Source organism: Xenorhabdus mauleonii, assembly GCF_900113945.1.
Lineage (GTDB): Bacteria > Pseudomonadota > Gammaproteobacteria > Enterobacterales > Enterobacteriaceae > Xenorhabdus > Xenorhabdus mauleonii.
This window is the reverse complement of sequence record NZ_FORG01000006.1, coordinates 262,340-276,780: the sequence shown is the minus strand read 5'-3', so window position 1 is coordinate 276,780 and position 14,441 is coordinate 262,340. Positions and strand designations below refer to the sequence as shown.

General features: G+C 42.8%; 14 protein-coding genes and 1 rRNA gene. 5 read left to right on the top strand and 10 right to left on the bottom strand.

What is annotated here, in order from left to right; all coding sequences use genetic code 11:
* Positions 1-93: ribosomal RNA gene (gene rrf / locus BM100_RS08745) — 5S ribosomal RNA — on the top strand; the annotation flags it as partial.
* Between the two features lie 134 nt (positions 94-227).
* On the opposite strand, the gene actP is transcribed toward rrf, so the two are convergent.
* The 3 genes from actP to acs form a co-directional block, all read right to left on the bottom strand.
* On the bottom strand, positions 228-1,889 hold the full coding sequence (actP, locus tag BM100_RS08740; RefSeq protein WP_092509982.1) for a cation/acetate symporter ActP: 1,662 nt from the start codon (positions 1,887-1,889) through the stop codon (positions 228-230).
* A complete protein-coding gene (locus BM100_RS08735; RefSeq protein WP_092509980.1) occupies positions 1,886-2,197 on the bottom strand; it encodes a DUF485 domain-containing protein in 312 nt (103 codons plus the stop codon). Before BM100_RS08735 ends, actP begins: the two co-directional genes overlap by 4 nt.
* A gap of 181 nt (positions 2,198-2,378) precedes the next feature.
* Complete coding sequence (acs, locus tag BM100_RS08730) at positions 2,379-4,334, bottom strand: acetate--CoA ligase (RefSeq protein ID WP_092509979.1); 1,956 nt, start codon at positions 4,332-4,334, stop codon at positions 2,379-2,381.
* Between the two features lie 372 nt (positions 4,335-4,706).
* Here acs and sodA point away from each other — a divergent pair, with 372 nt between their 5' ends.
* The 4 genes from sodA to BM100_RS08710 all read left to right on the top strand — a co-directional run bounded on the left by sodA (position 4,707) and on the right by BM100_RS08710 (position 8,058).
* Positions 4,707-5,333 (top strand): superoxide dismutase [Mn], encoded by a 627-nt coding sequence (sodA, locus tag BM100_RS08725; RefSeq protein WP_092509977.1) that lies wholly within the window; start codon positions 4,707-4,709, stop codon positions 5,331-5,333.
* 121 nt (positions 5,334-5,454) lie between these two features.
* A complete protein-coding gene (locus BM100_RS08720) occupies positions 5,455-5,868 on the top strand; it encodes an Exc2 family lipoprotein (RefSeq protein ID WP_092509975.1) in 414 nt (137 codons plus the stop codon).
* A 131-nt stretch (positions 5,869-5,999) separates the two neighbouring features.
* Positions 6,000-6,671, top strand: coding sequence for a 6-hydroxyaminopurine reductase (gene yiiM, locus BM100_RS08715; RefSeq protein WP_092509973.1), 672 nt, complete (start codon positions 6,000-6,002; stop codon positions 6,669-6,671).
* Between the two features lie 178 nt (positions 6,672-6,849).
* The gene (locus BM100_RS08710; RefSeq protein ID WP_092509971.1) at positions 6,850-8,058 is read left to right on the top strand and encodes a glycosyltransferase; all 1,209 of its coding nucleotides are present in this window, start codon (positions 6,850-6,852) and stop codon (positions 8,056-8,058) included.
* Positions 8,059-8,136: 78 nt separating this feature from the next.
* Here the strand turns inward: BM100_RS08710 and trpS are convergent, their stop codons facing one another.
* From trpS to aroK, 7 genes are all read right to left on the bottom strand, one after another.
* Entirely contained in the window at positions 8,137-9,174 is a 1,038-nt protein-coding gene (gene trpS / locus BM100_RS08705) for a tryptophan--tRNA ligase (RefSeq protein ID WP_092509969.1), read from the bottom strand.
* 4 nt (positions 9,175-9,178) lie between these two features.
* Positions 9,179-9,901: a phosphoglycolate phosphatase gene (locus tag BM100_RS08700; RefSeq protein WP_092509967.1), complete on the bottom strand. Its 723-nt coding sequence runs from the start codon at positions 9,899-9,901 to the stop codon at positions 9,179-9,181.
* On the bottom strand, positions 9,901-10,575 hold the full coding sequence (gene rpe / locus BM100_RS08695) for a ribulose-phosphate 3-epimerase (RefSeq protein WP_092509965.1): 675 nt from the start codon (positions 10,573-10,575) through the stop codon (positions 9,901-9,903). The genes BM100_RS08700 and rpe overlap by 1 nt, the downstream gene beginning before the upstream one ends.
* Positions 10,576-10,632: 57 nt before the next feature.
* Complete coding sequence (gene dam / locus BM100_RS08690; protein WP_092509963.1) at positions 10,633-11,451, bottom strand: adenine-specific DNA-methyltransferase; 819 nt, start codon at positions 11,449-11,451, stop codon at positions 10,633-10,635.
* 85 nt (positions 11,452-11,536) lie between these two features.
* Entirely contained in the window at positions 11,537-12,520 is a 984-nt protein-coding gene (locus BM100_RS08685) for an SPOR domain-containing protein (protein WP_092509961.1), read from the bottom strand.
* A gap of 151 nt (positions 12,521-12,671) precedes the next feature.
* Positions 12,672-13,769, bottom strand: coding sequence for a 3-dehydroquinate synthase (gene aroB, locus BM100_RS08680; protein ID WP_092509959.1), 1,098 nt, complete (start codon positions 13,767-13,769; stop codon positions 12,672-12,674).
* A 45-nt stretch (positions 13,770-13,814) separates the two neighbouring features.
* Complete coding sequence (aroK, locus tag BM100_RS08675; RefSeq protein WP_038237472.1) at positions 13,815-14,336, bottom strand: shikimate kinase AroK; 522 nt, start codon at positions 14,334-14,336, stop codon at positions 13,815-13,817.
* Positions 14,337-14,441: the final 105 nt, after the last annotated feature.

The window sequence follows — 14,441 nt, the reverse complement described above, 5'->3', positions numbered from 1 at the left end:
CCCACCTGACCCCATGCCGAACTCAGCAGTGAAACGCCGTAGCGCCGATGGTAGTGTGGGGTCTCCCCATGTGAGAGTAGGACACTGCCAGACATTCATTAGACGAGAAAGCCATCCTTAACCGGATGGCTTTTTTGCATTTATGGAGATAAATCATGGCATTCCAGTGCTGATTTGCTCATTTTTAAAACTCAATTCATCTGTATTAAATCATTACTTTCAAAAAATTAATGCGCTTTCCCTTGTTCAATTCCAATCCCTGTTTGTGAACGGATAAACTGGTTCCTGAACATTTTTCTTTCCTGTTGCCCCTGTGCCGATGCATCTGTTATTGAAAATAGCCACGCCCCAATAAATGCTAGAGACATAGAAAAAATAGCCGGATATTCATAAGGATAAATTGGTTTTTCATGGCCAAGTATACTGACCCAGATCGTAGGGCCAAGGATCATGAGCACAACCGCAGTCAGTAAGCCCAGCCCTCCGCCAATCATAGCCCCTCGCGTTGTCAGCTTGCTCCAATACATCGACAGCAAAATAATGGGGAAATTGCAGCTTGCAGCAATAGAGAAAGCCAGACCAACCATGAAGGCAATATTTTGTTTTTCAAATAAAATACCTAAGCCGATAGCAACAATGCCCAGAATAACAACAGTAATTTTGGAAACCCTTAGCTCATCTTGTTCGCTGGCTTGTCCTTTTTTGATCACATTCGCATAGAGATCGTGAGATACCGCTGAAGCGCCCGCCAGCGTCAATCCGGCTACAACAGCTAAAATAGTGGCAAAAGCAACCGCAGAGATAAATCCAAGGAAAAAATCACCGCCAACAGCATTGGCGAGATGGACTGCAGCCATATTAGTGCCACCAACCAATGCCCCGCTTGCATCTTTGAATGCGGGATTCGCGCTGACCAATAAAATCGCCCCGAATCCAATAATGAACGTCAGGATATAAAAATAACCGATAAAACCCGTGGCATAGAAAACGCTTTTACGTGCTTCTTTTGCGTCATTGACGGTAAAAAACCGCATGATGATGTGAGGTAATCCGGCAGTTCCAAACATTAACGCCAACCCTAAAGAGAGTGCAGAAACAGGATCGGATACCAATCCACCGGGTTTCATGATCGCGGGGCCGAGAGAATGCACTGCAATGGCTTCTTTAAACAGAGTATTAAAATTGAAGTTAACGGTTTTCATGACCATTAAAGCCATAAAGGTTGCCCCTGCCAGTAACAGGATTGCCTTGATGATTTGAACCCACGTAGTTGCCAGCATCCCGCCAAATAGCACATAAAGCACCATCAAAATGCCCACCAGAACAACAGCAATGTGGTAATTCAAACCAAATAATAGCTCGATAAGTTTTCCGGCTCCGACCATTTGAGCTATCAGATATAGTGCGACAACAACCAGTGATCCCATTGCAGACAGAGTTCGGATTGGCTGTTGTTTCAAGCGGTAAGAAGCAACATCGGCAAATGTATAACGCCCCAGGTTTCTCAATCGTTCGGCAATGAGGAATAGAATGATTGGCCAGCCGACAAGGAAACCAATCGAATAGATCAATCCGTCATAACCGGAGGTATAAACTAATGCTGAAATTCCCAAAAAAGAGGCCGCAGACATATAATCGCCAGCAATTGCCATACCATTTTGGAACCCGGTAATGCGACCGCCAGCCGTGTAATAATCTGATCGTGAAATGGTTCGCTTAGAAGCCCAATAAGTAATACAAAGCGTGAACCCGACGAATAACAGGAACATAACAATAGCCTGAATATTCAAAGGTTGTTTTTCTACATTACCTGAAATAGCTTCTGCTTGAGCCAGCATGGGGAAGAGGGAGGAAAATAGCGGTATTGAAGACAATACAATTTTTTTCATTTTCTCACCTCATTGAGGATAGTTGATACCAGACGATCAAACTCACCATTCGCCCGAATAACATAAATGCCCGTCAATATAAAAGAAACAAAGATAATCCCTACCCCAACGGGGATACCTCGGGTTATATTGCTCCCTTCACTAATCGGTGTTCCAAGCCATTGCGGGGCAAAAGCAATAAGGAAAATAAATCCAACATAAAGCACTAACATGATGATGGATAGCAGCCATGCAAAATGCCCTCGTTTCTTGATTAATTCCTTAAAGCGGGGATTATTTTCAATCTCTTGATAAATGTCGGCATTCATCAGGGTATCTCCTTGTTGATTTTAAACGACACACCTTAGGTCACATTATTAAGTGCCGGACACGGGATAGCCGTCACCGAGAGAATCCATGGCTATTGGCCATATCCCTACACAGTTCTGCATTTTTGGTGGTACGTTATTCAAGCCGCCTTGCGGCGGCCCATATGTTTTACGAAATGGTTTACGCCATTTTTATGGATTGTTTTTCTTCCAGCAGTTTTTCAACAACTCCCGGATCGGCCAGAGTAGAGGTATCTCCTAAGTTACTGGTATCCCCAGAAGCAATTTTGCGCAAAATGCGTCGCATAATTTTTCCGGAACGTGTTTTAGGAAGCGAATCAGTCCAATGGAGGATATCAGGTGTTGCAATTGGACCGATTTCTTTGCGAACCCAGTTCCTGACTTCGGTATATAGATCCGGGGTAGGTTCTTCGCCATGAACTAGCGTGACATAAGCGTAAACAGCTTGTCCCTTGATATGATGGGGAATACCAACGACAGCCGCTTCCGCAATTTTAGGATGAGCGACTAAGGCTGACTCAATTTCCGCTGTTCCCAGACGATGGCCTGAAATGTTCAAGACATCATCAACCCGTCCAGTGATCCAGTAATAACCATCTTCATCACGTCGAGCGCCATCACCGCTAAAATACGCCCCTTTAAAAGTTGAAAAATAGGTCTGTTCGAAGCGTTCATGATCGCCATACAGCGTGCGGGCTTGCGCGGGCCAGGAGTCCGTGATGACAAGATTGCCTTCATTTTCCCCTTCTAAAATCTCTCCAGAATTATCAACTAACGCCGGGCTAATACCGAAAAATGGCAAAGTAGCGGAGCCGGCTTTGAGATCGGTTGCACCCGGTAATGGTGTAATCATGAATCCACCGGTTTCGGTTTGCCACCAAGTATCAACAATCGGACATTTACTGTTGCCTATTTTTTTGTAATACCATTCCCATGCTTCTGGGTTGATGGGTTCACCGACAGAGCCCATGATCCGCAAAGATGTACGTTGTGTACCTTCTATGGCTTTGTCGCCTTCCGCCATTAGTGCTCTGATAGCCGTTGGCGCTGTATAAAGAATATTGACCTGATGTTTATCGACAATTTGGCAAAGCCTATTTACATCAGGGTAGTTAGGCACACCTTCAAACATCAGAGTTGTTGCACCGCAAGAGAGTGGCCCGTATAACAGATAGCTGTGCCCTGTTACCCAACCAACATCGGCCGTGCACCAATAAATTTCCCCAGGATGATAATCAAATGTGTATTTGAACGTTAAAGATACGTAGACTAGATAACCGCCGGTTGTATGCAGGACACCTTTGGGTTTTCCCGTTGAGCCAGAGGTATAAAGAATGAATAATGGATCTTCAGCACTCATCTCTTCCACGGGGAAATCAGAACTGACATTTTCGATCAGCTCATGCCACCATAAATCACGTCCATCATGCCAATTTTGGGTATTCCCTGTGCGTTTGAAGACAACCACATTAGAAACGCAGGTAACGGCGGAATTACTTAATGCTTCATCAACATTTTTTTTCAGTGGAATGGTACGGCCAGCACGTAAGCCTTCATCTGCGGTAATAATAAGTTTGGCATTCGAGTCGATAACCCGGCCAGCAATGGCTTCTGGTGAGAAACCACCAAAAATCACGGAGTGAATAGCTCCGATGCGGGTACAAGCCAACATGGCAACTGCGGTTTCTGGCACCATCGGCATATAGATAGCGACGACATCACCTTTTTTGATCCCCAAATTTTTCAAGACATTGGCGAACTGGCAGACGTCATGATGCAACTCACGATACGTTACATGGCGGGATTCTGTTGGATTATCTCCTTCCCAAATAATGGCTGTTTGGTTGCCGCGCTCTTCTAAATGACGATCAAGGCAATTGGCACTTAGATTCAGAGTACCATCTTCAAACCAGCGGATGCTGATGTGCCCGGGATCGAAAGACGTATTTTTAACTCTGGTATAGGGTTTGATCCAATCTACGACCTTACCTTTTTCACCCCAAAATCCTTCAGGATCCTGCAATGACCATTGGTAATCTTGTAGATATTGTTGTTTGCTTATCAGGGCAGTATCTGCGATATCAGCAGGAATCAGATGCTTGATTATTTGTGTCATATTTTTCTCTCCTTGCAATTGTTAATACTATGTCAAAACAAGGTTAACTAAAGTGCAAGTGAAATTTTTGTTTCTTTTTTGCGCGGAAGATCACGCAATAAAGAGAATGAATTTCATGGCATGATCATTTAATGCGGTGTATTTTTGTAACATAAAATAACAATTAAAAGCTAAATGTTAGAGTATAAATCTCAATTTACTGTTTTTGTTTGGATTTTATATCTGATTGAGTGGATGTTTAAGATGCATAAGGGAAACCATAGCAATGCTATGGGAATTGATAATTATTTTCATTATCATTCAATTCACTATAATAAATGGACTGCTCACAAGATGTGAGATTGATACATTTTAAACAATTGGAGATATGACATGAGCTATTCACTGCCTTCTCTACCTTATGCGTACGATGCCCTAGAGCCCCATTTCGATAAACAAACGATGGAAATTCATCACACCAAACACCATCAAACCTATGTCACTAATACGAATACGGCCTTGGAAGCTTTTCCCGAATTAAATAAACTGGATATTGATTCTCTCGTTCAGCAGCTTGATAAGCTCCCGGCAGATAAGCGTAATTTTGTTCGCAACAATGCGGGTGGGCACTCAAATCACAGCCTGTTCTGGAAAGGCCTAAAACTGGGAACAGAATTAAAAGGTGATTTGAAAGCCGCTATTGAGCGTGATTTTGGCAGTATCGATAGTTTTAAAGAGAAATTTGAACAGGCGGCTGCAACCCGTTTTGGTTCTGGCTGGGCATGGCTGGTACTGAAAGATGATGGAAAACTTGCAGTTGTGTCAACCGCGAATCAGGATAGCCCATTAATGGGTGAAGAGGTTGCAGGCGCTTCTGGTTATCCGATAGTTGGTTTGGATGTGTGGGAACACGCCTACTACCTGAAATATCAAAATCGCCGCCCCGATTACATCAAGGCATTCTGGCATGTTGTGAATTGGGATGAAGCAGCAAAACGCTACGAAGAAAAAATTAAATAATTAAATTAATAGATTGTTACTAAAATGCTGGTCATTATCGTGATCGGCATTTTTATTTTTCATTATTTCTCTTTATTATTTAACATATTTTATGTTTCAAGATAACAGGTGCAATACAATAATGAAGAAAAATATAATCATGATAGCAACAACCCTTATGGCATCCTCTCTAATGTTCGGATGTGCCCAGACAAATACGAGTGCTGAACGTAATGCCAGAAATTTTATTTATGCTTCTTATGACGATTTTGATCCTAATTTCAATACGCATAAATACAATAGCATCCAGCTTTCTATCCCTTTTTTCGAACAGTTTTGGCAACTGGGCAAAGAAGATAGAGAAGCAGGGATCACACAAGAAGAAGCACAGCAGCGCTTGCGTTACTTAACCAGTGATGAGTTTCTGAATTCCATTCCGCAAAAATCAAAATTTGCAGGCAAGTGGTACAACGAAAGTACGACACCAAAATGGGTTAAGGCTATGTCTGACGCGATATCAACGACTTACTTGGATGGCTACGAAGGCCGGAACTAATGCTTGCCTGTGCAGGAGGGAAAATGCACCCTCCGTTCTCTCTTTTTCTTTCCGTAATTAAGTGAAGCTTAACTTGCTGCCTCTATCCTGTCAGAGTAATATTTATACTCGTCTATTGAGAGGGAACAGTGATGTATTACCTACAGGCATATAGAGGCAAAATAATTTCTTCTGAAAAATTGGGTTCCAGTGCCATTAACAAATTGTTGGTTAATGGTCTGCTACAGCTGACCTCTCTTGGCTTGGAAGGTGATGAACAGGCAGAGAGCCGTTTTCATGGCGGCCCTGATCGTGCACTTTGCCATTACCCTATGGAACACTATCTTTTTTGGAAAAGGCAATTTCCTGAGTTAACGGAATTATTATCCCCGCCACTTTTTGGTGAAAATATATCAACAGAAGGGATGACTGAAGAGAATGTTTATATCGGGGATATATTCCAATGGAGTGAAGCCTTGATTCAGGTCACCCAACCACGTTCCCCCTGTTATAAACTCAATCTGGTGACAAACATCCGTGATTTTGCTGCAATTATGCAAGGCAGTGGGCGTTGTGGTTGGTTATACCGAGTTATCTCGCCAGGTTTGGTCAACGCTGGTGAACCGCTAAGATTATTAAGTCGCAATAGTGATGTTTCTGTAAAGGAAGCTATTTCCATTGCTTTCCATAGTCCCTTTGATGAAGAGCAATATCGTCGCTTAATGGGAGCCGCAGGTTTATCTGCCAGTTGGAATTTAACTATGCAAAAGCGTATATCGGATGGAAGAATTGAGGATTTCAATCGCCGTTTATTTGGAAGGTAATTTAATTCATAAATGACATCCCTTTTACCTTTCAATCTACAGCATTGTTAACTTCTGGCTATTCCTGCTAGATAGTTATTATTTATATGAAAGAGGATTTATTCTTTTCCCTCTGTATATCATATTTATTGAGGATGAACTTAATTCATTAATTATTTTAAAATGTAAAGGTTGAGCTATGAATATTCCAAAGAAAATACATTATTTCTGGGCGGGAGATAATATACCTGAAAATTTCATGGAAAATATCATGAAAATGAAATTAGCAAATGCTGGTTTTGAAATTAATTTGTGGTCAAATAATAAATCATTATTTTTAAGCACATTTAGATCTATGACAAAAAACGTTGGAGAGATATTTGGTTATGAATTTGATAAAGTTAAGCGTGGATCTAATTCTTTATATATTAGGGATATGAAGGATGCATTTAAACTATTAGATAGAGAATCATTAAAAAGAGCAGCATTAACTGGTGAACCGCCAGAAATAGACTTTTTATTATTAAAATCATTATATTACCGTAACGTTAATGGATGTTACCATAATTATGCTTTAGCGAGTGATATAGCACGCCTAGTCATTTTATATGTTGAAGGAGGCATTTATTTGGATGTTGATGTGGAATTGAAAGATTCTCTTTCAGATTTACTAAAAATAACGAGAGCTAAATTCAAAGATACTTATGCTCCTTTAGGAATTGCTTTTGGAGATATAACAGTTGGTAAAGAGCCAGAAGGTGATCTGGAAAATAGGGCATGGGTAAATAATAACTTTGGTGGAAATGCTATAATTGCAGCTCCACGTAAATCAGATAAAATATTGGGTATTTTAAGATTTTCTCAAAGTAAATTTAATGTAAATAAAGATTACTATGACATCAATAAAAAGGTAACACCATCAAACAAGCCAAGAAATATTAATTTACATTATTCACCAAATCCTATTTCTTCAGCCAATCATATTCGGTTATTAAATATCGCTGATCCTTCCAAACCGATACCAAATAACCCCATTAATCAAAATGGCTGGCAAGAGAGTGCATATAAAAAATATCCAAATGGAATGAAAGACACGTGGTCTGCTTCAAGAGTGATTCCAGATATTCGTTCAGATATTACCACAGGTAATACCGGGCCATATTTATATAAAGAATATTTAAAGGGCATTGATACGGATAGATTACCTACAAATATGAGGCCTTCTGCGAAATTTAGGATTGAAAAAAATGACGAGCGCCTATTTAGAAAGGTTGATGCGCAAAAATCGAGTTGGAGTACAGTAGGAAAAGAGAATATTGGGCATACTGATGATACCGAGTTCCCTTCTAGGTCTGGTTGGAATCGTATGTATCACAAGAGGATAATGGAATTTCTGAAGAAATGGTAATGTCGTGTTACGAAAAATCGGCAAAAATAAATGCCAAAGAATGAATTGAATCCTTTGGCATTATTTGTGAACGTTTATTTATGGGTGAGCAATCAAACCTACCGCATTATAGACTTTATCTAAAGTCGCCTGAGCACGAGCCTGTGCCTTAGCTGCGCCTTCTACCATGATTTGGTTGAGTAACGCCTCATCATTACGGAAATGATGGTAACGCTCCTGAAGATCTGCCAGCATTTCACATACAGCATCGGCGACAGCGCCTTTCAAATGACCGTACATTTTACCTTCAAACTCAGCTTCTAATTCAGGAATGGTTTTGCCGGTGACGCCAGAAAGAATATCCAACAGGTTGGAAACGCCAGGTTTGTTTTCCAGATCATAACGAACACGAGGCGGCTCTTCAGAATCGGTAACGGCACGTTTGATTTTCTTCGCCACGGATTTAGGGTCTTCCAGCAGGGCAATCACATTGTTGCGGTTATCATCCGATTTCGACATTTTCTTGACCGGGTCTTGCAATGACATGACGCGAGCACTGCCGCCTTGCGGGATAAAAGGTTCTGGCACCGTAAAGATATCGCCATATAACGCATTAAAACGCAGTGCTAAATCACGGGTTAATTCAAGGTGCTGTTTCTGGTCACCGCCAACTGGGACTTGGTTAGCTTGATAGAGCAAAATGTCCGCAGCCATCAAAACCGGATAATCAAACAGACCCGCATTGATGTTTTCTGCATAGCGGGCTGATTTATCTTTAAACTGAGTCATACGGCTCAGTTCACCGAAATAAGCGTAGCAGTTCAATACCCAAGATAATTGAGTATGTTGTGGCACATGTGACTGAACGAAGATGGTGCTTTTCTTTGGATCAATGCCGCAGGCGAGGTAAAGCGCCAGCGTATCCAATGTACGTTTTTTTAGTTCATTGGCATCTTGGCGTACAGTAATGGCATGCTGGTTAACGATGCAGTAGATGCAATCATAATCATCTTGCATCTTAACCCACTGACGTAACGCCCCCATGTAGTTACCGATGGTTAATTCACCGGAAGGCTGCGCGCCGCTGAATACAATAGGTTTTTGGGAGTTTGTTTTGTTTACAGTGGGTTCATTCATTTTATTACGCTTCCTGTTTTTTCGAAGTAGATAATTGTTTCAAAGTGGATAATCCAATCGTTGGGAGTAAATCCGGGAAATGATCCAATACATAATTGGGATGGCTTAATGCTATCGATTCTCCGTAGTTATATCCATACGTCAGCCCAACACAAGGGCAGCCTGCCGCTTGTGCCGCCAAAATATCATTACGGGAATCGCCAACGAAAAGCAATTCTTCTTTATGTAAGCCAAACATCCCCATTGTCAGATAGAGCGGGGCAGGATGGGGTTTTTTCTCTTTGACATCGTCACCACCCAATACCAATGAAAAGTATTCACTGATACCTAATGATTCCAGCAGTGGGGCAATAAAAGGGGTTGGTTTGTTCGTGATTATTGCCATTGGCAAGCCATGTGTTGCCAGCTCTGCTAAGGTCTCTTTAACATGGGGAAATAGCTGGCTGCCCGTGGTTACGCTGACTGCGTAGAATTGATCAAACAGTTTGCGAACTTCACTGTGCAGCTCGGAGGACAGTTCTGCGCCAGCCCATGTTAGTGCGCGCTCAACCATCACATCTGCACCGTTACCAACCCAGACAGCAACTCGTTCTTTGCCGGCAGCGGGTAACCCTTTGGCAATCAAGGCCTGATCCAACGCATCAGCCAAGCCGCCAGCACTGTCAACCAGAGTGCCATCTAAATCAAATGCGATGGCACGGATCTTTTTCACCTGTTTATCTGTCATCACGCAACCTTTGATAATTCACGGCGCATTTCATCAATCACCGCTTTATAATCTGGCTGGCTGAAAATTGCAGAGCCAGCTACGAACATATCTGCGCCAGCCTGAGCTGCTTCAGCGATATTGTTGGGTTTGATCCCACCGTCAACTTCAAGCAGGATATCGTGCCCGCTGTTATCAATAATGTTACGTACCTGACGCAGTTTATTCAGCGTTTCTGGAATGAAAGACTGACCACCAAAACCGGGGTTGACGGACATCAACAGGATCACATCCAATTTATCCAATACATAATCAAGGTAACTGAGTGGAGTTGCTGGATTGAAAACCAACCCTGCTTTACAGCCATGCTCTTTGATTAATTGCAAAGTACGGTCAACATGTTCGCTCGCTTCAGGATGGAAAGTAATATAGGTTGCTCCTGCCTTGGCAAAATCAGGGATAATGCGATCAACCGGCTTTACCATCAGATGGACATCAATCGGCGCGGTGATGCCATAATCACGCAACGCCTGACAAACCATCGGGCCAATAGTCAGATTTGGCACATAGTGGTTATCCATAACATCAAAATGGACAACATCAGCACCTGCTGCCAACACTTGAGCTGTATCTTCACCTAATCGGGCAAAATCTGCGGATAGAATGGATGGGGCGATCAGAAAGTCTTTCTTCATTATTATCTTCTCCAATTCATTGTTTATCCCCGTAATTTCACGGGCTGGAAACCTCAATCACTTTTGGCAGTATAACGCTAAAAGTTCATCAACCTTACTTCGGGCAAGAATATTTCTGCTTATTGTCCGGCGGGCTTTAACAATGTAAAGGGAAGCTTGGTGGTACCATTCCCGGGTCATCGGTGTGTCATGATTGGAGATAAGCACCGGAATACTTTGTTGAGACGATAGATAATAGGCTATCTGCGCCAGATTTTCTTGATCCTGAAGGTTAAAGTTATTTGTATGGTAGGCAGTAAAATTCGCCGTGGCCGAAAGCGGGGCATACGGCGGATCACAGTAAACAACCGAACCTTTTGGAGCGTTATTTAATGTGGTTTCGTAATGTTGACAGATAAAAGTCGCTTTTTGGGACTTTTCAGCAAACCAATAAAGCTCATCTTCTGGAAAATAAGGTTTTTTGTAACGCCCGAAAGGAACATTAAATTGCCCCCGTGAATTATAGCGGCAAAGGCCGTTATAACAGTGTCGGTTCAAGTAAAGAAACAACAGACTGCGCCGAAAGGGGTCTTGGCTTTTGTTGAACTCTTCTCTCAGGCGATAGAAATTTTCGGAGGTATTGAACTCCGATGTAAATAGTGGACGGGCATGACTAATAAATTCATCTGCACGAGATTTTACCGTGTCGTACAGATTGATCAGATCACTGTTGATGTCTGACAAGATGTAAGAATCATAATCGGTATTCAAAAATACCGAGCCTGCGCCAACAAATGGCTCAATCAAGCAATCGCCCGCTGGCAGATGACGTTTAATATCATCCACCAAGGGGTATTTTCCACCGGCCCATTTTAAGAAAGCGCGTTTTTTTTTCATGCCGTCAAATTAGTTATTCAATAATTTCAGAGCCGCAGATTGTACTCTGTTTAGGACAGCATATCAGCGCCTAATAAAAATAGTTTTATTTTTTCAGATCTTGCTGAACTTGTTGTAGTTTTCTGACCCATGGTTTTTTGGCCTGAATCTCCGCAGGGAATGAAGAGATGGCTTTTTTAGCATCAGAAACAGTATGATAGTTGCCTTGAATCAAAATAAACCAGATTTTACCATCGCGTTTGGTTTCATAAACCTTATAGTTGATAAGGTTATGTTTTTTTGCAAAAGCAATCAAGGTATCAGAGCGGCTTGCACTGCTTAGTTGGAGTGTGAATCGGTTTGCGGGGGCTTTCAGCAAATCACCGCCTGCATCAGCCACGTTCTTTCTGTTGGCCTGCTGAGTGCTTGTGACATGCCTGTTTTCTGCCTTGGGCTGACTTTCCCTGCCTTTATTTTCTATTATTCTTGGCGGCGTTTTCTCGGTTCTTTTCTGCTCCAGAGGGTTGGTCTGCTCTATAGGTTTGGTCTGAGATGGAGTCAGGTTTTTCTGTACTGAATTATTAATATTGCTTTGTTGTTGGTTCAGGGCATCTGAAATGTCACCGGGTAATTCTATACGCTGGTGATACCCGCCTGTCTCATTTCCAGTGACAGGAGCCAGATCTTGATTTGGTGCACTGCCAATAGACGGTGGAGGGCTGATTTCTTGAGTATGAGTTGTAGGGGCGGTAGTTGCAGGCATAGACGTGTTTTCCTGCCCATGACCTTGAATACTGCTCTCTTGCTCGTTGGTCGATACAGCAGAAGAATCAGAAAGGTTAATACTTTTTTCAGTTGCATTTGAAGATTGTTGCTTCTCATGCTCAGTGGGTGACTTTAAGGCTGAACTGATGGCTATGATCAGAAGCAACAGCACCAAGATGCCGACACCAATCATCATTTGCTGACGAGATACCGCCAGTTTAGGCCGATCGGTTTGGTTTTTAGAACGCGGGGGCCGGCGATCAGAAGTATCAGGTTTAAATTCGTTTTCTATTTTTTGTTTATTTTCTGGTTTTAATTCGTCCATATGCCTTCCCCACAGAGATAATTCTGCCAATTGTTGTTTAAGAGGTTTGGCAGTCTAACCTAACTGAAACTTAATGAAGTTCTATCTGATAATGTAGCTATTTTATAGTATAACAGCCAGATAATGATTCATTATTCAGATAATCGTGTAGTTAGCTGGTGGTTGGATAACATAGGCGAATCGCTTCCAGTATAACGTCCTGTTCGATATCGGAACGGAGTTTTGCTTCTCCTATCGCGGTAGGAAGTACCAAATGCAATTTTCCCGCAGAGACTTTTTTATCACGCATCATATGGGGTAAATAAGCATCCGGAGCCATTTCCTCAGGGCCGTTGACAGGCAGTTTGGCGCGTTCCAGCAGCTTTATGATACGCAAAGTATCCTGCGGTGAGAATGTGCCGACAAGCTCTGAAGCCCGTGCCGCCATGACCATACCGGCAGCAACTGCCTGACCATGCAGCCAGACACCATAACCCATTTCAGCCTCAATCGCATGGCCAAAGGTGTGGCCAAGGTTCAACAACGCCCGCATTCCACTGCGTTCCTGTTCATCCGCCGCGACAACCATTGCCTTCAGTTCACAGCAGCGACGTATGCAATAGGACATCGCTTGATTATCGAGAGCCAGTAATTGGTCTATGTTGTCTTCAAGCCAGCGGAAAAATTCACCATCCAGTATGATGCCATACTTGATGACTTCAGCCAGCCCTGCGTATAACTCTTGTGCAGGTAACGTTTTTAAGCAATCGAGATCGACAACAACAGAAGCCGGCTGATAAAACGCGCCGATCATGTTTTTGCCGAGAGGGTGGTTGACCCCTGTTTTTCCGCCGACAGAAGAGTCAACCTGAGAAAGTAACGTGGTGGGTACTTGGATGAAACGAGTGCCGCGTTGATAGCTGGCAGCGGCAAACCCCGTCATATCACCGATTACACCACCACCGAGAGCGATAAGTGTTGTGTCACGACCATGATTATTTTCCAATAGCGCGGAAAAAATATCGTTGAGCACAAAAAGTGACTTGTACTGTTCACCGTCAGGCAAGATAACTTCATTGACTCGAAGCCCCATTCCCAGCAATGTGGATTTTACCTGTTCAAGATACAGGGGAGCCAACGTTTCGTTGGTCACTATCATGACCTGTTGACCAGCCCGCAGGGATTTGAACGCCTCATTGCTGGAAAATAGCCCTTCGGCTATGGTAATTGGGTAACTTCTTTCACCTAACGTAACAGTCACTTGTTCCATATCAGCTTTCGCCTTATCGTTTGCTGTAGTGCGAACTTGCTATAATCAGTTTTTTTCCAGTAATTCAATGATTTGATTAGCGACGACTTTGGCGCTTTGCTCATCCGTACGGATAGTCACGTCAGCAATTTCCTCATAAAGAGGATTGCGCTCATCAGCCAAATTTTCTAAAACTTCACGTGCTGGTGCATCAACCTGAAGTAAAGGGCGTTTTTTATCGCGCTGGGTACGAGCTAACTGTTTTTCGATGGTTGTTTCTAAATAGACGACCACACCACGGGCGGACAGGCGATTGCGGGTTTCTTTTGATTTAACGGAACCCCCTCCGGTAGCCAGTACGATGCCTTGTTTTTCAGTCAGTTCGTTTATTATTTTTTCTTCGCGGTCGCGGAAGCCTTCTTCGCCTTCCACATCAAATACCCAGCCCACGTCAGCTCCGGTACGTCGCTCAATTTCTTGATCAGAGTCGTAAAACTCCATATTGAGTTGCTGAGCTAACTGACGACCAATAGTGCTTTTGCCGGCACCCATAGGCCCAACCAGAAAGATATTGCGTTTCTCTGCCATGTTTTTGGTATTACTAAGACTATTTGTTAATGATAACCCGCCCCGCCAATCAGATTAGCCGCGGGACCTAAACTGAAACCTCATGAGTGAGAATGTGAGATCAGA